We start from the raw sequence: 19,717 nt of genomic DNA on the forward strand, positions 1-19,717 counted from the left end.
CATGGCAAATGTCACGGGCATCCCGGTCTACAAGAAGATCGGGGCCACTCCGGTGCCGGTAACCGCGCACGACCAGGCGCGGGTGGTCATCGTCGGCGCGGGGCCTGTCGGCCTCGCGCTGGCGCTGGACTTGGGCCGTCGGGGTCAACCGGTTACGGTGCTGAACCGGCTGGACTTCGTGGCTCATTGCTCCAAAGCGATCTGCTTTTCCAAGCGTTCGCTGGACATTCTCGACCGGCTCGGAGCCGGCGACGCTGCCGTTGAAAAAGGCGTGACCTGGAACGTGGGCAAGGTCTTCTGGGGCGCGAGCGAGAGCCCGATCTACCAGTTCGACACGCTGCCGGTGAAGGATCAGAAGCGTCCCGGTTTTATCAACATCCAGCAATACTACATCGAAGAGTATCTGTTGGATGGCTGCCGGGCCTTGCCCAACATCGATATCCGGTGGGGACACACCGTGGACGCAGTAACAGCGTTGAATGACGGCGCAGAACTCACGGTCACTGCCGTCGACGGCAGCTACAAACTGAGGGCTGATTGGATCGTCGCCTGCGATGGCGCGCGCTCGACAGTGCGCGACAAGCTGGGCCTCGACTTCGAGGGGCGAGTGTTCGAGGACAACTTCCTTATCGCAGACATTCGAATGAAGCACGAGATGCCCGCGGAGCGCTGGTTCTGGTTCGACCCTCCTTTTAACCCGGGCCGGTCCGCGCTGATGCACAAGCAGCCTGACGACGTCTGGCGCCTGGACTTCCAGCTTGGCTGGAACATCGACCGAGAGGCTGCAACTCGACTGGAGAACGTTGAGCCATTCATTCGAGCCATGCTGGGAGAGAATCTGGAATTCGAACGCGAGTGGTACTCGGTCTACAGCTTCCAGTGCCGACGCATGGCGCGCTTCGTGCACGGCCACGTGATCTTTGCAGGAGATGCGGCACATCTGGTTTCGCCCTTTGGCGCACGTGGATGCAATGGTGGACTTGCCGACGCCGACAATCTTGGCTGGAAGCTCGATCTGGTGCTCAATGGCGAGGCCGATGAAAGCCTGATCGAGACCTACAACCTTGAGGCTGTCGCCACTGCGGACGAGAACATCCTAAACTCGACCCGCTCAACCGACTTCCTGACGCCGAAGTCGAAGGCGAGCCAGGCGCTGCGGGACGCGGTGCTCGAACTGGCGAAGGAGCATGCTTTTGCCCGTCCATTCGTAAACTCGGGGCGGTTGTCGACAGCTGTCAGCTATGCCGAAAGCCCGTTGTCGACGCCCGACGAGGATGCATGGGAAGGCGGAGTGGCGCCGGGAATGCCGGTGCTGGATGCCCCCTTGGCGGACGGGTGGTTGCTGGATGAGCTCGGGAACCATTTCGTGCTGCTCGCCTGTGGCGGAGATCAACCCGTACCCCCGAGTGTTCGACTGGTTGCGCTGGAGCCCAACGGCTTGGCGGCGCAGCGTCTAGGACTGATGCCCGGCGCTAGCGTTCTGGTCCGACCCGATCAATATGTTGCGGCGCGGTGGCAACAGCCGACCCCCACCGCCGTCGAAACCGCCTTGCGGCGTGCCAAGGGAGAGACGCTATGCCTGCAGTGAACCTTGGCACCAATCTTAGCGATCATGATGCCCTTTATGAAGCACTGGTTCGCCTGCATGACGGCCTTAGCGATGAGGAGAGCCTGAGGCTGTGGGCGCGGCTGACGCTGATCCTGATGAACCACATTGGCGACCGCGATGTGCTCTTAGCAGCCATGGAAAAGGCCCGAAAAGGCTGAAAAGCATCTCTGGGAGGAGACCGTATCACAGCATTAATGCTGCCGCAGCAGAACTCGTTGTGAAGCGGCTTGCGAGGGCGAGGAGCCCGACCGAATGGAGCGCATGCTTTTGGTGGCGGCAAAGTGGCGGACTCTGAACCAGCGGATCAGGCGTGGGATAGGGCGAGCGACAGCGGTCTTTAGCCAGTTGGGTCAAGGCCTGCGTAAGTGCCCGAAGCTATGGAGGGGGCTTTGGTTCAGTCGCTCAGTGGAACCGACTGGCGACGAAGAGAAGTAGGAGGAGAGGGCCTCCCAAAAGTGCTGTGAGCAGGATCACGGCGTAGAATAGGCGGGCCACATGCCTCGTCAGCATCTTGCGAATCATGGCCGGTCAGCTGCGTAATCGTTCGACAGCCCTTTCGGTTCGGCTAGTAACTTCGTTACAATATCAAACGGAGCTGCTGCAGTACTTATCCTGCTGCGTTGAGAACCCGGCAGGTAAGCGAAAGGTTTTTGAACCGGTTGCCCGTTCCCTGACGAGAGCTGCTCTGCAGAGAACGTCTTCCATTCCCCAAAATGGCAGTCAGGCGCCCATTGCTCATGGATCGAATGGGATTCTACCGCATCGACCAAGAGAAAGAAATCTCCGCATCTGATGGCAATTCCAACCCCCAAACGGTTACTGCTTGTCCCGCCACCATTCACGAGGTTCGGGGAAGCCGCCCCGCGCACAGGCCAGATGTTTGCCGACTTCTCTTCAGCTGTCCTAGGGATTTGGGCTGCTCGCGGCAACACGGGCGGGACCACCGTGCGCTCCGCTTGGATCGCCGCCACCAGAGCCTTGAGCCGCTCATTTGGATCTGTAGTCCCAAGAGTGAAGCCGCCAGCGTCCAGGAGGGCGAGGCTGCTTCCCAGGAATAGAGCCGCCGTCGTTATCCCCTTGGTCCATTCTCGAGCCATGTGAATTACTCCTCGTAAGATCAGTGCGCGGCCGGTCGCCGCAACACACCGGACTGCCTGGCTTTCGAATTTGGGGTCCGTCGATTGCAGCAGCATTACCGTCGCCGAAGTCGCTTGGTAATGCTGCTGCAATGTCCATGATGTACACGACCAGGTAGAAGGTGACGCTACAGATGAGACTTCTGCTCATAGAGGACGAAAAAGAACTGGCGGCGGCTCTGGCAGTTGCTCTGAGCAAGCACGGTATCGTCATTGACAACACAGCCCGTCTCGCCGATGCATTCGAACTGACGCTTCAAAACAACTACGATGCCATCCTGCTGGACAGGCGCCTGCCTGATGGGGAAGGGCTGACCCTCATTTCGAAGCTGCGCCGGTCGCAAGGAGACACTCCGATCATTGTCATGACTGCGCGAAACGAGCCGCTGGAACGTGTCGAGGGGCTCAACATGGGTGCCGATGACTATCTCGGTAAGCCATTTCTGGTCGAGGAACTGTTGGCGCGTGTGCGAGCAGTCCTTCGGCGGCCTGCAAACCTCGCAGAGCCAGAGATTGTTGCGGGGCGGATGGTGATCAATCCGTTGCACCTCGGTGTCTCCGTAGGGTCGCGCCAACTGGACTTGCCCCGGCGAGAATTGTCCATCCTCATCGCCATGGCCAAGCGGAAGAACAAAACGGTCCTTCGCACGACGTTGGAAGAGGCGGTTTACAATTACGAAGAAGAAATTCAGTCCAACGCCATTGATGCGCATATCTCCCGACTGCGGAAGAGGTTGGCAGATGCAAACTCTGGCGTCTCCATCCACAATATCCGGGGCGTCGGCTACCTTCTGAAGGAAGAATGATGGGCACGGCAGGAACCGCGGCTTCGTCCCTCTGGTGGAGACTCAGTTGGCAGCTTGGCCTGGTAATCGTCGGCGTCATCGGCGCAGTAATCTTCGGGCTTTGCGTCTGGGCTGCTACGATCATGTCCCCCAATATTGCCATGGAAGAAACCGTTGAAGCCGCAATAGCCGGGGCCGTGACCGACGAAGATGGAGGTCGGCTTGAACTGCAAGAAACGCCGGAGCTGATCGCGCTCAAGGACCAGAACCGTGCGCTCTGGTACATCGCCGCCACCACGAACGGCGCCTCCACATCCTATGGAACTATACCTGTGGTATATGCGGAGCTCGCACATCTGGTCCCACTGTTTCAGGATGCAGATATTCGAGGCTCCGATGTAAGCAGCGAAGTGGCAACAATAGACGCTGTAGAAACGGTGGTTGGCGAGGTCCGGATTCTCTTCGGAGGTGTAGCTGACCAAGGTTCTCCCGTTCTCGCCCTTTTCGCCAGGGCTTATCCAATCTACGCCTCACTGCTTGCCGTGGCCTTGCCCGCGATATTCTTTGCCGTCCCGCGGATCGTTAGCCGCGCGCTTGTCCGGGTGAGCGAAGTCGCTGAGCGAGCAGCACAGATTGAACCACGCAGACATGGCGCACGTCTTCCCACGGACGGTTTACCCAAGGAAGTCGTCCCCTTGGTTGTAGCCTTCAACGAGGTACTCGATCGCCTTGAGGGCGAAGCCAAGAAACGACAGCGCTTTCTCATAGATGCAGCCCACGAACTGAGAACACCGATCGCAATCATGCAGACGCGGATCGACGGGATGCCGGACGGGCCGGAGCGACGGCGCCTGTTGTGCGACGTCGCTCGCTTGGCCGACTCGGCCGAGCAACTGCTGGATTTTGAGCGTCACAACCAAGCCGAAGAGCTGAATGGTACCGTTGATCTGGTTGATATGGCACGAACTGTCGTGGCCGACATCGCGCCCGTGGCGATTGCAGCCGGTTACCAGATTTCTTTTTGCAGCGAAGTCGGAGGCCTCGAGCGCAAGGGAAACGCTGTAGCGTTAGCGAGGGCCGTCAGCAATCTCATCCGCAATGCGATCGATCATTGCGAGGGTCGGGGGGAGATCGTGGTTTCGGTTTCAGGTGATGGTGCGATAGCTGTGTCAGATCAAGGGCCGGGTATACCCGCAGAGCATCAAGAACTGGTCTTCGCGCCGTTTTACCGTGTGGCTCCAAAAAGTCAGGGTACAGGCCTTGGTCTAAGTCTGGTTAAGCAGATCTCCGACAACCACCACGCCCGCGTGTTCATGAAAAGCGATCAACAGGGTACGACGGTGACAATCAAGCTTTGAGGGCTGGCTGCCAACGGGGTTAACTGCAGCCGGCATTCCGAGAATGCCCTTTCAGCTTCTTGGGGAACCAAGCGAACCTTTCTGTAATGCTGCGGCAACCCTCCGCCGCGAATGTCCTCACAGTTTCTTGTGGAGGCAATCTATAGTGTCCAGTCAATTTGTTCTCTTCCGCCGCGTGGCCCACGCTTCCTCGAAGCGCTTGGCGACGATTTTGATGGCCAGCATGGTGTTGGCCGCCACGGGATGTACGACGATGCCAATGAAAGAAAGTGGGACGCTCACTTCTTACAGCAACCTCGGCGCTCAGAAGTCCAAACTGGGCAAGAAGCGAAGGTTGTTCGTCGATGGCGATTACTTGGCCCAGGTCAAGACGGTGAGGATCATCCCCACCAGCTATACCTTCGTCGCTGCGGCTAAAATCAAGACGCCGGCGGACCGTGCACTTGTAACCAACGCGCTTGATCGGGCACTATGCGTTGCACTCAGCGACAGGTATCGCTTGGTCCCTCCTGACCGACAGGCCGATTTGACGGTACGTTCTGTCATCACAGATATAGTTCCCACGAACAAAAGTGTGGCGGCCGCTGCTACTGTGGTGAGCGTCGGCGGAGGCTTCGCCCTTCCCGAGAACATCCCGGTTGTTGGAGTGCCACGTATCCCCTTCGGGCTGGGAGGCCTGTCTGTCGAGGCAGAAGCTGTGGACAGCCAAAATGTCCAGCGTGCAGCGATGATGTGGGGTCGCGGCGCGAACTTCCTGCAGGACAAGCCACGCTATTCGGAGGTGGGTGACGCCTATAGCCAGGCCACAAAATTTGCCAGCGATTTCTCACGACTGCTCATCAAGGGCCGCGAGCCAAGACTACTCGACGTCTCCCTGCCATCAAGTCATCGGGTGCGGTCATGGTTTGGTGGAAAGCCAAAATACGAGGCATGTGAGACATACGGGCGAGCTCCTGGCCTACCAGGGGCTCTGTCGGCGAAGTTCGGTCTGCCTCCACAGTGGGCTGACAAAACGGCAAAAACGGCCACACGACCATTGCCATAGCCGATAGGGTGGGGTGCTGGATCCCCGAACCAGCGTCTGCACCAGGCCGATCCTCGTGTGAAAGAAGATGGCCGTTATGGAAATACGCAATCCTGCACCCTTACACGGGGTCAAGAGGAGCGTCCTAATCGTTTTTAGCACCTTCGGTGCCTCGCTCTCCAGGGGTCATCGTTCGTGAGCTCAATTCTGAAGGGAACGAGCCGGGCGGAAACGCCGCCCGACTCGTTGTTCCCCTAAGCAGGATCAGAAACTCAGGATGATCTTGCCACGCGCTCTGCCAGAGCTTTAGCTCAAGCAATGAATACTCTCAAATCTCCTAGTTAAATTTCAGGCGCAAGCCGTGGCCGGGCCCGCCGGCGAACAGGCCCAACCGAATGGATGACAATCAGCCTCAGGTCGTTGAGGATGCAAAAAGGGCTCAGTTCACGGATACCACGCGCACGCCTCCTCTCTGATCCAGTACCTCAACCGTTACCTGCTTGCCCGAGCGGCGAAGAGCGACGTCGACGGCGCCACCGCCGACAGTGAGGTTTCGGATGACAACCTCGTCCAGGAATGCCGGCAGGACTGGCCGCTCGAAAGTGATCTGGGTGTTCTCGGGGTCGAATGTCAGTCCCAGGCTCGACTGGAGCAAACACAGTGGAGCTGCGGCCGCCCAGGCTTGAGGTGCGCAAGCGACCGGGTAGAAGGTCGGCCCCTGAGCGCGATGACGCCTAAATCCGCAAAACAACTCCGGTAGGCGCCGCAGATCGATGTAGGTCGATGCTGCGAAAAGCCCTTCAAACACGTTCGCCGCTTCTTTTCTGTAGCCATAGCGACCAAAACCAGATGCAATGAGCGAGTTGTCGTGAGGCCAGACCGAACCGTTGTGGTAGCTCATCGGGTTGTATCGCGCCTCGGTCGATGGCACCGTACGAATGCCCCAGCCGCAGAAGGATGATGGTTCCATGAGCGTCTTCACAACAGCTTCCGCCCGTTCCGGATAGGCTATTCCTGTCACAAGAGCATGGCCGGCGTTGGACGCTCTGACGCGGCACGGTCGCTTGTTCCCATCTAGTGCGAGTACAAAGGTGCCCAGAGCTTCATCGAAGAACGCAGCGTCGAATGCGAACTGAAGTGCTGCGGCCCGCGCGCAATAGCGCGAGGCGAGCTCTCGGCGGTCCAAGCGACGACAGATCATCGCTGCGGCACTGAAGGCCGCATAAGCATATGCCTGTACCTCGGCCAGCGCGATCGGTCCCTTGGCCAGGGTGCCGTTGGCATGAAAGACGGAATCATAGCTGTCTTTCCAACCCTGGTTGACCAAGCCTTCCTCGGTCATCCGTCCATACTCAACGAAGCCGTCTCCGTCGCGGTCACCGTAGTCCTCGATCCAGATGAGGGCAGCCTCGATGTTTGGCCAAAGCCCCCTTAGTGTCTCCAGGTCACCTGTGCGTTCGAGGTAGGCGCCTGCAAGCATCACGAAGAGCGGCGTGGAGTCGACACTGCCGTAGTAGCGGCGGAAGGGCACTTCCCCAAGCTCCGCCATCTCGCCATAGCGCACCTCATGAAGGATCTTTCCCGGCTCTGCATCCGCCACCGGATCAACGTCCGTCGCCTGATTGGCGGCCAGGTGACCCAGCACGCCTTTCGCGATGGTAGGATCGAGCCACAACGTCTGTAGCGCAGTGATGATGGCGTCCCTGCCGAACACCGTGCTAAACCATGGAATGCCAGCATAAGGGTACGGTCCTTCGGGGGTATCCGTCAAAAGCATGTAGACGTCGGACACGCTCCTGCGCAGCGCCTCGTTGAAGATATCGTTGGATGTTTCAACTGCTGCCGCTCTCGACGAAGACAGGCGCAGGGCCCTGCGGGCATCCCGCAGGCCCTTGAAGAAGGCGGCGGTGGGCGAACTGTCGGGTTCGCAGTTGCAGGCGATCTCGACAAAGATCGAGCGGGCTTGCCTGGACTGGAGTTGCAGACGGAAGACCGCCTGTTGGGCGGTCACCATCTCTGGTGCAGGTTCAAAGCGGATCGATGTGCTTCGCCGGCATTCATCGAGTCCCGTGTATGAAAGCTCTACCCCATCATTGGTCGTGATAGACGGATGTCGTGTCCCCCGCTTCCCACGCTCCGTTCCACGCACCTCGAAAAGATCCGCGAAATCGGCGTCAACGGCCAGTTCGATCGAGATCTCGCGAGGCTGATCATCGAAGTTCCTCACTACCAGACGTTCTAGGCAGCGGCCTTGCCACAGAAAGCGAGTCCGCCTGATGTGAACCAGATCATGCTCAAGAACCATTTTGCCGGTTCCATCGAACAGATCAGGATTTGTCAGGTCGCATGTCAGTGTGGCGTTGTCGTCTCTCAGAGTGGAGCTGAGGAGCATCGGTCGCGCACCGCCGATCGTCATGTAGAAATGCGAGAGATAGCGGGTGTCGCGGTGGAAGATGCCTTCCGGGCTTCCGGGGCCGGATATTACGTCGCCGTTGTGATCAAACACGGCGAAGGTATCGCCGTGTTTTAGTGTGCGTGGTCGGCGTTCCTGCAAGGACGCCGAGGCAGGAATGAAGAACTGGCCAACAGAGCTAAGCTGAAGTCCGGGAAGGTTCACCGGATCGGGCTGAATGTTTGCGACGTCCATGGAGCCACCTCTTTCCTCAGGCAACACCTTGCAGGTCGACGTTATCGTTCGTCGGGGCCTGATGCGAGTGGGTTCCCGATGCCAGGCGCTCGTAGATCGAGAGGTAGTCTTTCGCCATCCGCTCCACCGTGAACCGTCGCTCAAACGCGCCACGAACATCCCGTCTCGGAAGTTCATCAACCAGTTCCACAGCAGAGACCGCCGACTGGATGTCGCTTACAATTAGTCCCGAGATGCCGTGGTCGATGATTTCCGGTACCGACCCGTTGCGGAATGCTATCACTGGCGTGCCGCATGCCATTGCCTCGATCATCACCAGTCCAAACGGCTCCGGCCAGTCGATTGGAAAGACTAGAGCCCTGGCATTGCCGAGGAAGCTTGCTTTTTCGTGCTCGCCGATCTCGCCGATGAATTCGACATTTGGGCTCTGGCGCACCAATGGCTCGATCACTGAAGTCCAGTAGTCGCGGTCGGCGCCGTCCACCTTGGCTGCCATCTTCAGCTTTACGCCGGCACGTTTGGCGATTTCGATGGCTCGGTCGGGACGTTTCTCCGGCGAAATCCTGCCAAGGAAGGCCACGTAGTCGTCATCTGGATTTTCTGTGAACGGTAGTATGTCGCGCGGTAGCCCGTGATAAACTGTGCCTGCCCAGCGTACAGGCGGCATTGGCTTGCGCTGGTCGTCGGAGATTGAAACCAGCGGTCGGTCGGGGAAGTAAGCGTAGAACGGCTGCAGATCCGGAAGGTCAAGCCGCCCATGGAGGGTCGTAAGTGCCGGAACTTCGAGCTGAGCCAGCATCGGGTAATGCAGAAGGTCGACGTGGAAGTGCAGGATATCGAACTTGAACGCCTGTCTGCGGACCTCTTCCAGCATGATCATGTGATGTGGCAATGGATCCTGTACCGCGGGATCAAGCCTCAGCGCGGTGGGAGAAGTGGCAACAAGTTCAGCCGCGGTGATCGAGTCACCGCTGGCAAAGAGTGTCACCTCATGGCCCTGCCGAACAAGCTCCTCGGTCAGGTATGACACAATCCGCTCAGTTCCCCCGTAAAGCTTGGGCGGAACACGTTCAGCGAGCGGAGCGATTTGGGCGATCTTCATGATGAACAACCTCCTTCAACAAGCAAGGTGGATCAGTAGTAACCCGCGCAGGCCGTGTCTGAAGCACACCGGTCGCTGTTGAACGCCCACGGGCTGGTGCGGCATGAGGAAGAAGAGACGCACGACTTGTCGCGCCAAGGAGACAAAGACATGTGCCTTCACCTGTTCAGCAGGACCAAGATGCCTTGAAGCTTGCCGGGATGCGGAAGCAGTTCTGATCTAGGAAAGCGGGGGCCAAGCATCAAGATGTTGATGGTGCCCCCCTTCCACGCTGGCACCAGTTAGCGTCCCCCGATACTATGCCCGTGGGCACGGCGCGAAAGGAGAGGCAGCAGAGCCCCACTGGTGAGAATGTCATTTCTTCGCGCGAACTTACGGAACGCGGTCTCAGCTGCTTCTTGCGGAAAGACGCCAGCATAGGCCTTCAGGCAAGCGCTTGCCAGAGTCTCATATGCAAGGTCACGCTTGCTCTTCGGCCAATCCTCCAGGAAGTCCAGCGCATCTTCCAGCGTCGCTATCTCCTGAACATATCGACCCCTGTCGATAAAGATCGGTTCATTGAACAGCAACATGCCATCACCTCCGTTTCTTGAAGCGGCAAATCAGCTAGATGAGTCCTCTTGTGTATCCGCATAGAGCCAGCCGGTGCTCCGCAGCCTGATCCGGTGCGGCTCCTTCCGGTTTCGGTGGGTCCCTCCAAGACATCATTTGGCAATCAGGAGCAGGTTCCTCCCGTCTCGGATGAGCTCCAGAGCAAGAATGGCGGGCCGGGCATCAAGCGCCTTTTGCAGGTCCTCTACGGATCGCACCCGGCTGCGGTTGACGCTAACCAGGATGTCGCCCTGTCGCAATCCAGCGCGGTCCGCGGGGCTACCTGAAGCAATTCGCTCGATCATCACCCCGGCCCCGTCTGCCGCGGCGCCAAAAGTGACGCCATCCAACGGCGTCCCTGCTGCGTCTATGGACGGCAGCTCTTCGGCTGCGATCACAACGTCTATGACAAGCTGCTCATCTCCCCGCCTCACAGCCAGAGCCACTTTGCTGTTTATAGGCGTCAGGCCGATGTGGTTCCTGAGATCCCGTGCACTCTGGATGGTGCGCCCATTCACAGCCGTCACGACGTCGCCAGATTGCAGTCCGGCCTTTTCCGCAGATGAACCAGCCTCAACATTTGCGATAAGGGCACCTCGCAAGCCGCTCAATTGGAGGGCTTCGGCAATTATCATTTGAGTGGCCCAGCCCGGCGAACAACTTAGTAGGGGTAGCGTATTCCTTTACGATTTTCTCCATGGTTCATCCCTCCCGCGATGGCGAAGGACCTGGACGGCCGCCTGATGCGCGGCCGCCCGCGTGTGGGTTCAGTGCCTGATGGTGATGCGCTTCATCCTCGACTGCGCCTTCTCCGACTTCGGCAGCACGACGGTCAGAACGCCGTTCTTGAATTGAGCATCGACCTTGTCCTCCTCAACCTCGTAGCCGAGAGGAACTCTTCGCTCAAAGCGCCCATAATAGCGCTCGGAGAACTGCCGTTCCTTGTCTTCGGTTTCCGAGCGCTTCTCGCCTCTCAGTGTCAGGACACCGTCATTGAGCAGCACCTCGATGTCCTTCTCGTCCAGACCCGGCACCTCAGCCGTCACCTTGATCTCCTTGTCCTGGTCGGAGATCTCGACGCTTGGCCATGCCCTGCCGAGACTAGAGCCGCCGTTCGGTAATGTAAGGCCGGCACCGAAGCCGCGGAAAACGTCGTCGAACAACCGGTTGACGTCCCTGTGCAGGGAGAGGAACGGGTCGCGGCCTTCATTGAAAGCCGTGGGTGTCGAGTGGCCGTTATTGCGGCCCCAGGGGATCAGATCACGAATGGTCATAAGTTCCTCCTTTCTGTTCCTTCAACCCAGACGCCGACCTAGGCGCCGGGTGTCACCCGGCGCCTGCCGTCGTCTCTGATGTTGTTGGTTAGGCTGCGACCTTGTCGCCTTCGATCTGCTTCGTGTCGTTCCCAGGAAGAGCCAGATCGCTCTTGATTTCGATCAGGCGAGGCTTCATTTCTTCGGGAACCTCACGCTTGAGATCGACCGTCAGCAGGCCATCGGCGAGGTTGGCGCCTGTCACCTTCACATGGTCAGCGAGCTCGAAGCGACGTTGGAACGATCGCCCCGCGATCCCGCGGTGCAGATATTCGCCGCCCTGGTCGTTCTCCTTCTGGCCCGACACAAGGAGCATGTTCTGCTCCTGTGTGATGCTCAACTCGTCCTGAGAGAAGCCGGCGACCGCCATGGTGATGCGATAGTCGTCATCGCCGGTCTTGACGATGTCATAGGGAGGCCAGTTGTCGATCGTTTCGATACGGCTTGCCGCTTCGAGAGCGCCAAGCAGCCGATCGAACCCAACGCTCGACCGGAACAGGGGAGAGAAGTCAAAAGTCGTGGTTCTCATAGCCACATCCTCCTTTGAAGCAACATGGGTACAAGACAAGCGCCAAGGCCGAAGCGTCCTCGACGCCAGCTCAGCATTACCGGATCACCATTGTGCATCCGGCTGAAAACTATCTAGTAAAGCGGCTTTTTACGTTCAAGGGCGTCGCGTGCGGCCGGCTTGGCGACAGAAGGACCATTACTTGGCTTCAGGTACTCAGACAGGTGGTGCCGGCCAGTCCGACAAAGCCCACGGTCTCACTTCCAAACATGCTTACAGCACATGGGTCAGTCAGCCGTGGCGGCCAACATCGCTGGAACAGCTTCGTTTGGTCTCGTACAGCCAGGCGAAGCGATCGAGTAGCCACGCCTGTCCAAAAAACATGCCAGCAGCGCCAAATGCGGTTGCCCAAGGGTCGAGCCAAACCAGACCTATGATGAGCAGCACGCTGCTTAGACTGCTTCCGGTTGCTATCAACCGTATTGCGCGCAGATGATCATCCCGTATGGCGGTAACGTCGCGATCAAGCCAAATCTTCTCCCCCAGGATAGCCCGCGTCTCCCACCGCTCGTCGGTTTGGGCTGGAGCGAATATTCGGGTGTTGAGCCACAGGAATACGATGAGAAAAACAAGGGGCAGGAGGCTCCACCATCCGAGCCATATCCGAGCGTAGACTGCCAGCGCAAATGCCGGGATAGTCGCAAGGCGGGTCCAAACGCTCCATGGATTGCCATGACGTTGCCATTTGTCACTGTCCATACCCATTGCGCGGCTTATGACATGGTCAAGTCTCATCGTTCTGTGCCCTTGTTCAGCGCTGGCAGGTGCGTGATAGCATGTTCGACACTACTCAGAAGACACTGATGACTGGCCTCGCACTGCCGATCGCAGCGCCTCCGCTAATGCCCGCACACCTGGGCTTGCTCCCACAGCGTCACGAAAGACCAGAAACAGTTCAACGGATCTTCGTGCACGTTCAGCCATCGGCAGTTCCTTCAAGGCGCCGGTCTTGAGGTCCTCCTTGATGAGAGTCTCCGCGAACCAGCTAAACCCCAGACCGCGTCGTGCAGCCTCGATCGATGTCGACGTCTGAGAGAACACGATCCGGTTTTGGGAAACGTGCCAGGCACCTTGGTCCGCCCGGCGTTCGCCGCTGTCTCGAATGATCAGATGATGGTGATCTCGAAGGTCATGCAACGTCACTTGATCAAGCTTGTGGAGGGGATGCGTTGGCGCTGCGACCGGCAGAAATGATACGCGCATGATTGGCTCGCCGAGGAACCCGTCGGGAACTTCAGGCGCAATTGCGACATCGACCTTTCCATCTTCAAGAAGCCCCCTGAACCCAGACACAACCGTTTCAAAGACTTCGACACGAACCGTTTGTCGGTCTGCGGCGTGACGTTGGATGGCTTCTATTAGCATGGCCGGGGGGAACATGATGTCTGCCGCGAGGCGCAGCTCGGCCTCGTGACCAAGAGCCATTTGCGCAGCAGCTTTTTCTAGTCGGGTTGCCTCGGACAAGAGATATCTGGCGCGGAGGTACAATGCCTTGCCTTCGGCCGTTAGAACCGCCTTCCTCCCCTGAATTCGGAAGACTTGAACGCCGGTCCGCTCTTCGATCTGTGCCACCGCATAGCTGACGGAGGACTGACTTTTACCGAGCGCCTCTGCGGCCAAGGCGTAGCTTCCGGCATCAACGACCCCGACAAGGGCACGCCATTGCTCAAGCGAAATTAGAAGCATCCACTCATCCGATACTTTTGGTCGAAAAATTGCGCTTTTTTATCCATCCATATGATTTATCTTTTCTCTAGCCCGAACGAAAGGGCTCAACCAAAGCAGAAAAAGACAGTCAGCTAGATCGCGCGCACGAAGTGCGTCGGCTCGGACCGTACATATCCATGTCGGCCCACGCATCCACGTGCCGGCGTTGCAGTGCCTGTATGAAGGAGAAAGGATCATGTCAGCTAAGCCAATCCACCTCGCCATACTCGTGGGCAGCAATCGCGAGGGCCGACTCGCGCCAACGGTTGCCCGATGGTTCACCGACCAGATTCGGTCAGACGACAGCTTCTCGGTTGATGTTATTGATCTGGCAGAGGTCGATTTGCCGGTGGTCATTTCGGACACGCCTGGTCCTGAAGCTGTGGCATTCTGCCATCGTCTTGCCGAGGCCGATGCCTTTGTGTTCGTTGTGCCGGAGTACAATCACAGCTTTCCAGCTGTTCTCAAGCACGCAATCGATCTTGGTTATCAGGAATGGCAGGCCAAACCGGTGGGATTCGTCTCCTACGGCGGGTTTGGGGCAGGCCTTCGCGCCGTGGAGCACCTGCGGGGCGTAATGGCGGAACTGCACGCGGTGACGATGCGCGACACCGTCAGCTTCCGGAACGCATGGGACGTCTTCGATGATCAAGGACGGCCGGTTGACCCCGCGAGTTGTGCAGGGGCCGCTACCGCAATGCTGCATCAGTTGAAGTGGTGGGCCACGGCCTTGCGTCGGGCGCGCGCCGACGAGCCTTACACCGCTACGCCAAGCAAGAATGAGGGAGGCGAACTGGTCGACGCCGCATAAACGCCGGTCGCAACTTCGCGTCCAGTCGGCACACCCTTTGGTTGTGGGAGGCGTACATCATGTCTGTTGCACATCATCTTGAAAACGCCCGGACGAGGCCGGTAGGCTGGCTTGTCGTATTTGCCATTGCCGGGACAGGTATCGTTTCCGCTCTGCAAGTGGGGAAGGCACCGATTGCGCTAAGCCTCATCCAAAGCGACTTGGAGGCCAATCTTGTTGTCGCTTCCTGGGTCATCTCTGCCTTCTCGCTCGTTGGGGCTACTTGTGGCGCGCCGATCGGACTAGCGGTGGATCGACTTGGTGCCAAGCGTATGGTGGTGGGGGGGCTTTTGTGCCAGGCTCTGGCATCCGGACTCGGCGCTACTGCCGGCGGCGCTGGAGATCTGATCCTGTGGCGTGTTCTTGAGGGACTTGGCTTTGTTTCAGTAATGGTGGCCGCGCCCACATTGATCTTCGCCATTCCTTCCCCGAAGCTACGCGAATGGGCGATTGCCATCTGGGCGACCGTCATGCCCGTCGGAATGGCGCTAGCCATGTTGTGCGCGCCGCTGCTGGGGTATTTCGAATGGCGCGGGTTCTGGATGCTGAACGCCGCGCTCCTGCTTGGCTACGGACTAGTCTCTGCCGCATCAATTCCGGCAACAACAGTTGGGATGAAGGACCGGTCGGTTAAGGAGCAACTGGCACAGGTCGCTGTCGCATCCGGTCCTTGGGTAGTAGCAGCCCTTTTCGCAGCCTTCTCCACCGCCTTCTTCGCGATCTTTGGCTTCTTACCAACGCTGCTTCAAGAGCAGGTTGGGCTCAGCCGAAACCTCGCAGGGACCGTTACCGCCATCTCGATAGCGGCTGGTGGGATCGGCAATCTCGTCTCCGGCTTCCTGCTTGCAAGGTGGAAACGTCCAACCCGCGTTTTAACGGGAGGGTTCCTTGCTATGATGGGGCTTGGCTATGGCATCCTGGCAGACGGTGTGGCGTGGCAGTTGGTCGTCAGCTTTTCTGTTCTGTTCTCCTTCATGGCCGGGTTGGTACCGGTCGTGCTGATGACATGCCTGGCACAACTGGCACCTCGACCGGAACTGGTTGGCGGGACTATGGGCCTGGCCATGCAAGGCAACAATCTTGGGATGCTCGTGGGGCCGGCAATGGCTGGTGCGCTCGCGCCCAGCCTCGGCTGGGGCAGCGTCGCGCTTGTCGTCGCTTCCGTGCTGGCGGCCGCAATAGCAGTGGGTCAGGTTTGGCTACCGGCCAAGACGTGAGCAGTCGGATTCGTGCTGCTCAGCCGCCCGCCGAGCAGGCACGGTCCGAGGGATGAACCTCGCACCATGTGCGGCTGGCCCTTGCCCGCGGATCTACTGCCGGCCAGAGTCGATGAACCTGTCGCGGGTTCGATACCTGTTCAAAGCGGAGAAAGGCGGCTCTGATATTCCTCCTACCTCTCCGAGAGCCACTTGAACAATGATATCACATGCACTACGTTGATATCATTGTTGGTGACTAGATGAGGTCATGAGGATGCCGGCAGTTACCATTCGGAATCTTTCTGATGAAACCCACCGCGCGTTGCGTGTGAGAGCAGCTCATCATGGCCGAAGCACTGAGGCGGAAATTCGCGACATCCTCGAGGCCGCTGTTCGCCCGTCTCAGCGCGCAAAGCTCGGCTCATTGCTCGTGGACATCGGTCGGGAGGCCGACCTGTCAGACAGGGATGTTGAAGCTCTGCAAGAGCGCGATAAGACGCCAGCTGAACCGATGACTTTTGAATGATCTTGATAGACACCAACGTGATTTCAGAGCCGTGGAAGCCGGCTCCTTCTGCAGCGGTTGTGGCTTGGCTGGATGCCCAAGCGATCGAAACGCTCTTCATCTCTGCGATATCGGTTGCGGAGCTTCGGTTTGGCATCGCATCAATGCCAATCGGGCGGCGTCAAACCATCCTCCACAACCGTCTTGAGGATGAGGTGCTACCACATTTTGTTGAGCGTATTCTGCCCTTCACCGTAAGCACCTCGCGGTTCTACTCTGAACTGATGGCAGGCGCACGAGTATCCGGTAAAGCGATCGGCAAGGCCGATGGATTCATCGCGGCCATAGCTGCAGAGAGGGGTCTAGTTGTGGCAACGAGAGACACAAGCCCGTTCAAGGCCGCTGGACTGAAAGTTATCAATCCGTGGAATGGTCAGAACTTCGACTAAGAGGCCGTCGGTTCAGATCCCATCAAGGCGGAGACGTCCGATATCGTCCAGACGGACGTGGAGACTTTCCGCATCTGGCTGGGTTTAGATAGGCGATACACCCCAACAGACTAAGCTGCCTCCCAGACTTGGTTGAGGATCCGCGCTGCCAATGCCGCCTTGTCCTGCGGCAGGAAGCGTCCGTAGTGCTGCTGCACCACATCGGGCGTGTCCTGTATCGCATAGCTTGCCTGCTCGTATGATCCGGTTTGTTTTAAGATGTGAGTGGCGAGAACGTCTCGGACGTTATGGGGGCCGTGGGGAAGGAGCCCTTTGATGGCACCGCGGCCGGTGTAGGGATTGTAGATGCCGTATCGCTGGATCGCCAGCCGCCAAGCCTCGTAGAACGTTGTTTGATTGTAGGATGCGTCGACGCTGGTCGTCTTGACGGTCTTGACGAAGAGCGTTCCTGGATCGGGCGCGCGCCCCAGCAGTACCCTCCGATGCCTTTCGATATAGGCATCGAGATAGGTGTAGAGATTGAGCAGATCCGGTAGCACCAGCCGAAATGGTTTTTGCCCGAAGAAGGAGGAGCTTGAGTTTTTGAAAGCGTTGGAAGGGATGAATACCTCCCAGCCGCGGTCCCGCTCGCTCCAGCGCAGTTCACCGCGCCTCATGTCTTGAAGCCGCCGTTCTGCTGTCGGGAATTGTCCGCGCGGACAGACCAGCAATTGCCGAAGGTTCTTCTGCCTGAGGCCGAGATGCAAGCCGAGCCTCAGCATCAGAAAGGACCGGACAGCTTCGGCGGCTGCTCTCGGGTAGCGGTCCTCATCCGGCATCCGCTTCAAGGTGATCTTGCGATACTCGGCGAGCGGACTGTCCGCCTCCAGCACGCACATGATAGGCTCAAAGGGATCGCGGTGAACCCGCATCACCCGCTGGATTTCTTTTGATCGATTGGCGGCATGGCGATGGAAGGCTTCGCATGCGCCATCCCAGTCTCGATGCGCTGCCGCAATCTCGTCCGCCGTGACAAGTTCGTCGATCGGCTTCACGTTGCGTAACAGCTCGGGGTGCTGGCGGATCCAGCCGACCTCAGCGCGTGTCAGGGCCATGGCCACCATCAGCATGTCATCCCATTTGGTAAAGAAGCCGCGCCTGCGTTCGCGCCACTGCAAATACCAGTCCCACAACGCCACGACCTTTGACGATCCCATTCGGGGAGGCGGCGAGCGCCCCGAACATCAAGCCAAGGTGTTCGATCTTTTGGCTGGCTGTCTCTGATCGTGGGAGACCTTCGCACGTGTTGATGACGTACGGTGAGTTTGAACGTCTGACAGGTAAGCGTCACAATCTTGTCGATGCGCTTTCCATGTCTGGATTGTCGAAGATCGATTTCGATCCGTCTCGATCAGTCATTGCAACTCGCGAAGTCGATCTTTCTTGCAATATCTGCTCGACACAAACGTTGTCTCCGAGCTCCGTAAGGTTGGTGACGGTAAAGCTGATCCGAACGTGACGGCTTGGTTAAGCGCGCAGGATTCCGACGATCTGTATATTTCTGCCATGACAATTTTAGAACTTGAGCGCGGGATACTCAGCATCCAGCGGCGTGACATTGAGCAGGGCGCTCGCTTACGAGCCTGGATGGATAGCCGAGTGCGCCCGGAGTTCGCTCAGCGTATCAATGCTATCGATGAAGCGATTGCGACGCAATGTGCCCACTTGCATATTCCGGATCGCCGCAACGAAGCGGATGCACTCATCGCTGCCACGGCGGTGGTGCACGGGCTTATGGTCGTTACACGCAACATTCAAGATTTCCAGGGCACCGGCGTTATCCTCGTGGACCCATGGCGTGCCTGAGTAAAGGCACGTAGGGCGCCTGGAAATTGTCTTTGCGAACTCTGTAGGAAAACGTAGTTCAGTTCTTCGCAATGTAGAGGTCAGCGGTTCAGATCCTGTCAAGGCGATCGAGCTACCATCCCACCTTGCCCGCTATCCTCTCGAGGGTTATACTGTTTTTGAAAAACAGTATAACGATGGAATCGAGCTTATGAAGTCTATTGACCTCATGTACCAGACGATGCTTGCCGAGCTAGGTCAACGCTCGCTCGACGCCGCTTGGACGGCCGATTTCCCTCCGGAGGGTCGGTTCACCCCCGCAAACATCAAGGGGCGCAAGTACTGGTACTTCGACATCCCGGATGGACACGGTGGTACGAAACGTCGTTACGTCGGTCCTGCCGACGATCCGGATATATCGCAGCGTGTCGCTGATCATAAGCGGGACAAGGACGATTTACGCGCTCGCAGGCGCTTGGTAAATACCCTGACCCGCGAAGGCGGGATGATCGCCCCTGACGCCATGTCGGGTGACATCGTCGAGGCCCTCGCCGACGGCGGTCTCTTTCGACTCCGGGGTGTTCTCATCGGCACGGTCGCCTTCCAATGCTATTCAGGACTGCTGGGCGTCCGCCTTCCCATGGCTGCGATCCTGACCGGCGACGCGGACATCGCCCAGGACTATGCCATCAGCCCGGAGGTTGAAGACAGCCTGCCTCCGATCATTGAACTGCTGCAGGGCGTCGACGTCAGCTTCCGGCCAGTTCCCCATCGATCAGGATCCGCGGCCTCGTCGGCGTTTCAGAATGCCGACGGCTACCGGGTTGAATTCCTGACGTCGAACCGTGGTTCGGACGACTACATCGACCAGCCGGCGAAGATGCCCGCCCTCGGCGGAGCCAGCGCGGATCCGCTGCGCTTTCTCGACTTCCTCATCAGGGATCCAGTCAGGACGATGCTGCTCCACCGAAGCGGTGTCCCGGTCGTCGTCCCTGATCCGTCCCGGTACGCTGTCCACAAGCTCATCGTCGCCAGCCGCCGACACACTGA

19 protein-coding genes and 2 pseudogenes are annotated in these 19,717 nt (G+C 58.5%); 12 read left to right on the top strand and 9 right to left on the bottom strand.

Going from position 1 to position 19,717, the window contains the following annotated elements; translation table 11 throughout:
* The first annotated feature begins 1 nt into the window (after position 1).
* The 5 genes from LXM96_RS19075 (at position 2) to LXM96_RS19095 (ending at position 5,933) form a co-directional block, all read left to right on the top strand.
* A complete protein-coding gene (locus LXM96_RS19075) occupies positions 2-1,588 on the top strand; it encodes an FAD-dependent oxidoreductase (RefSeq protein ID WP_240000154.1) in 1,587 nt (528 codons plus the stop codon).
* Positions 1,576-1,767 (top strand): DUF2783 domain-containing protein, encoded by a 192-nt coding sequence (locus LXM96_RS19080; protein ID WP_240000155.1) that lies wholly within the window; start codon positions 1,576-1,578, stop codon positions 1,765-1,767. Before LXM96_RS19075 ends, LXM96_RS19080 begins: the two co-directional genes overlap by 13 nt.
* A gap of 1,112 nt (positions 1,768-2,879) precedes the next feature.
* Complete coding sequence (locus tag LXM96_RS19085) at positions 2,880-3,551, top strand: response regulator transcription factor (protein WP_240000156.1); 672 nt, start codon at positions 2,880-2,882, stop codon at positions 3,549-3,551.
* On the top strand, positions 3,548-4,888 hold the full coding sequence (locus tag LXM96_RS19090) for a sensor histidine kinase (protein ID WP_240000157.1): 1,341 nt from the start codon (positions 3,548-3,550) through the stop codon (positions 4,886-4,888). The genes LXM96_RS19085 and LXM96_RS19090 overlap by 4 nt, the downstream gene beginning before the upstream one ends.
* A gap of 214 nt (positions 4,889-5,102) precedes the next feature.
* Positions 5,103-5,933, top strand: a complete 831-nt coding sequence (locus LXM96_RS19095; RefSeq protein ID WP_240000158.1) for a DUF3313 domain-containing protein — start codon at positions 5,103-5,105, stop codon at positions 5,931-5,933.
* Positions 5,934-6,351: 418 nt separating this feature from the next.
* On the opposite strand, the gene LXM96_RS19100 is transcribed toward LXM96_RS19095, so the two are convergent.
* The 8 genes from LXM96_RS19100 to LXM96_RS19135 form a co-directional block, all read right to left on the bottom strand.
* Positions 6,352-8,559: an amylo-alpha-1,6-glucosidase gene (locus tag LXM96_RS19100; RefSeq protein WP_240000159.1), complete on the bottom strand. Its 2,208-nt coding sequence runs from the start codon at positions 8,557-8,559 to the stop codon at positions 6,352-6,354.
* A gap of 16 nt (positions 8,560-8,575) precedes the next feature.
* A complete protein-coding gene (locus LXM96_RS19105) occupies positions 8,576-9,661 on the bottom strand; it encodes a glycosyltransferase family 4 protein (protein WP_240000160.1) in 1,086 nt (361 codons plus the stop codon).
* A 281-nt stretch (positions 9,662-9,942) separates the two neighbouring features.
* Positions 9,943-10,233 (bottom strand): DUF982 domain-containing protein, encoded by a 291-nt coding sequence (locus LXM96_RS19110; RefSeq protein ID WP_240000161.1) that lies wholly within the window; start codon positions 10,231-10,233, stop codon positions 9,943-9,945.
* Between the two features lie 132 nt (positions 10,234-10,365).
* A complete protein-coding gene (locus LXM96_RS19115) occupies positions 10,366-10,887 on the bottom strand; it encodes a PDZ domain-containing protein (RefSeq protein ID WP_240000162.1) in 522 nt (173 codons plus the stop codon).
* A 132-nt stretch (positions 10,888-11,019) separates the two neighbouring features.
* Positions 11,020-11,526, bottom strand: a complete 507-nt coding sequence (locus LXM96_RS19120) for an Hsp20/alpha crystallin family protein (protein WP_240000163.1) — start codon at positions 11,524-11,526, stop codon at positions 11,020-11,022.
* An 88-nt stretch (positions 11,527-11,614) separates the two neighbouring features.
* Positions 11,615-12,094: an Hsp20 family protein gene (locus tag LXM96_RS19125; RefSeq protein ID WP_240000164.1), complete on the bottom strand. Its 480-nt coding sequence runs from the start codon at positions 12,092-12,094 to the stop codon at positions 11,615-11,617.
* 270 nt (positions 12,095-12,364) lie between these two features.
* Positions 12,365-12,868, bottom strand: coding sequence for a DUF6653 family protein (locus LXM96_RS19130; RefSeq protein WP_240000165.1), 504 nt, complete (start codon positions 12,866-12,868; stop codon positions 12,365-12,367).
* Between the two features lie 51 nt (positions 12,869-12,919).
* On the bottom strand, positions 12,920-13,819 hold the full coding sequence (locus tag LXM96_RS19135) for a LysR family transcriptional regulator (protein ID WP_240000166.1): 900 nt from the start codon (positions 13,817-13,819) through the stop codon (positions 12,920-12,922).
* Between the two features lie 217 nt (positions 13,820-14,036).
* Here LXM96_RS19135 and LXM96_RS19140 point away from each other — a divergent pair, with 217 nt between their 5' ends.
* The 4 genes from LXM96_RS19140 (at position 14,037) to LXM96_RS19155 (ending at position 16,843) form a co-directional block, all read left to right on the top strand.
* Complete coding sequence (locus LXM96_RS19140; protein WP_240000167.1) at positions 14,037-14,651, top strand: NADPH-dependent FMN reductase; 615 nt, start codon at positions 14,037-14,039, stop codon at positions 14,649-14,651.
* A 59-nt stretch (positions 14,652-14,710) separates the two neighbouring features.
* On the top strand, positions 14,711-15,907 hold the full coding sequence (locus LXM96_RS19145; RefSeq protein ID WP_240000168.1) for an MFS transporter: 1,197 nt from the start codon (positions 14,711-14,713) through the stop codon (positions 15,905-15,907).
* 256 nt (positions 15,908-16,163) lie between these two features.
* The gene (locus LXM96_RS19150) at positions 16,164-16,415 is read left to right on the top strand and encodes a FitA-like ribbon-helix-helix domain-containing protein (protein ID WP_240000176.1); all 252 of its coding nucleotides are present in this window, start codon (positions 16,164-16,166) and stop codon (positions 16,413-16,415) included.
* Positions 16,412-16,843, top strand: a complete 432-nt coding sequence (locus LXM96_RS19155) for a type II toxin-antitoxin system VapC family toxin (protein WP_240000169.1) — start codon at positions 16,412-16,414, stop codon at positions 16,841-16,843. The genes LXM96_RS19150 and LXM96_RS19155 overlap by 4 nt, the downstream gene beginning before the upstream one ends.
* Before the next feature lie 110 nt (positions 16,844-16,953).
* Here LXM96_RS19155 and LXM96_RS19160 read toward each other — a convergent pair.
* Positions 16,954-18,118: pseudogene (locus LXM96_RS19160) on the bottom strand (hypothetical protein); the annotation flags it as partial.
* Between LXM96_RS19160 and LXM96_RS19165 the strand changes: the two are divergent.
* The 3 genes and pseudogenes from LXM96_RS19165 to LXM96_RS19175 form a co-directional block, all read left to right on the top strand.
* Positions 18,099-18,266: pseudogene (locus tag LXM96_RS19165) on the top strand (type II toxin-antitoxin system Phd/YefM family antitoxin); the annotation flags it as partial. The pseudogenes LXM96_RS19160 and LXM96_RS19165 overlap by 20 nt on opposite strands.
* On the top strand, positions 18,266-18,688 hold the full coding sequence (locus LXM96_RS19170; RefSeq protein ID WP_240000170.1) for a type II toxin-antitoxin system VapC family toxin: 423 nt from the start codon (positions 18,266-18,268) through the stop codon (positions 18,686-18,688). The pseudogene LXM96_RS19165 and the gene LXM96_RS19170, both read left to right, overlap by 1 nt.
* 190 nt (positions 18,689-18,878) lie before the next feature.
* A partial coding sequence (locus LXM96_RS19175; RefSeq protein ID WP_240000171.1) for a nucleotidyltransferase family protein occupies positions 18,879-19,717 on the top strand: 839 nt, incomplete at its 3' end.

Origin of the sequence: Rhizobium halophilum, from assembly GCF_021648825.1 — a bacterium.
GTDB classification, from domain to species: Bacteria; Pseudomonadota; Alphaproteobacteria; order Rhizobiales; family Rhizobiaceae; genus Neorhizobium; species Neorhizobium halophilum.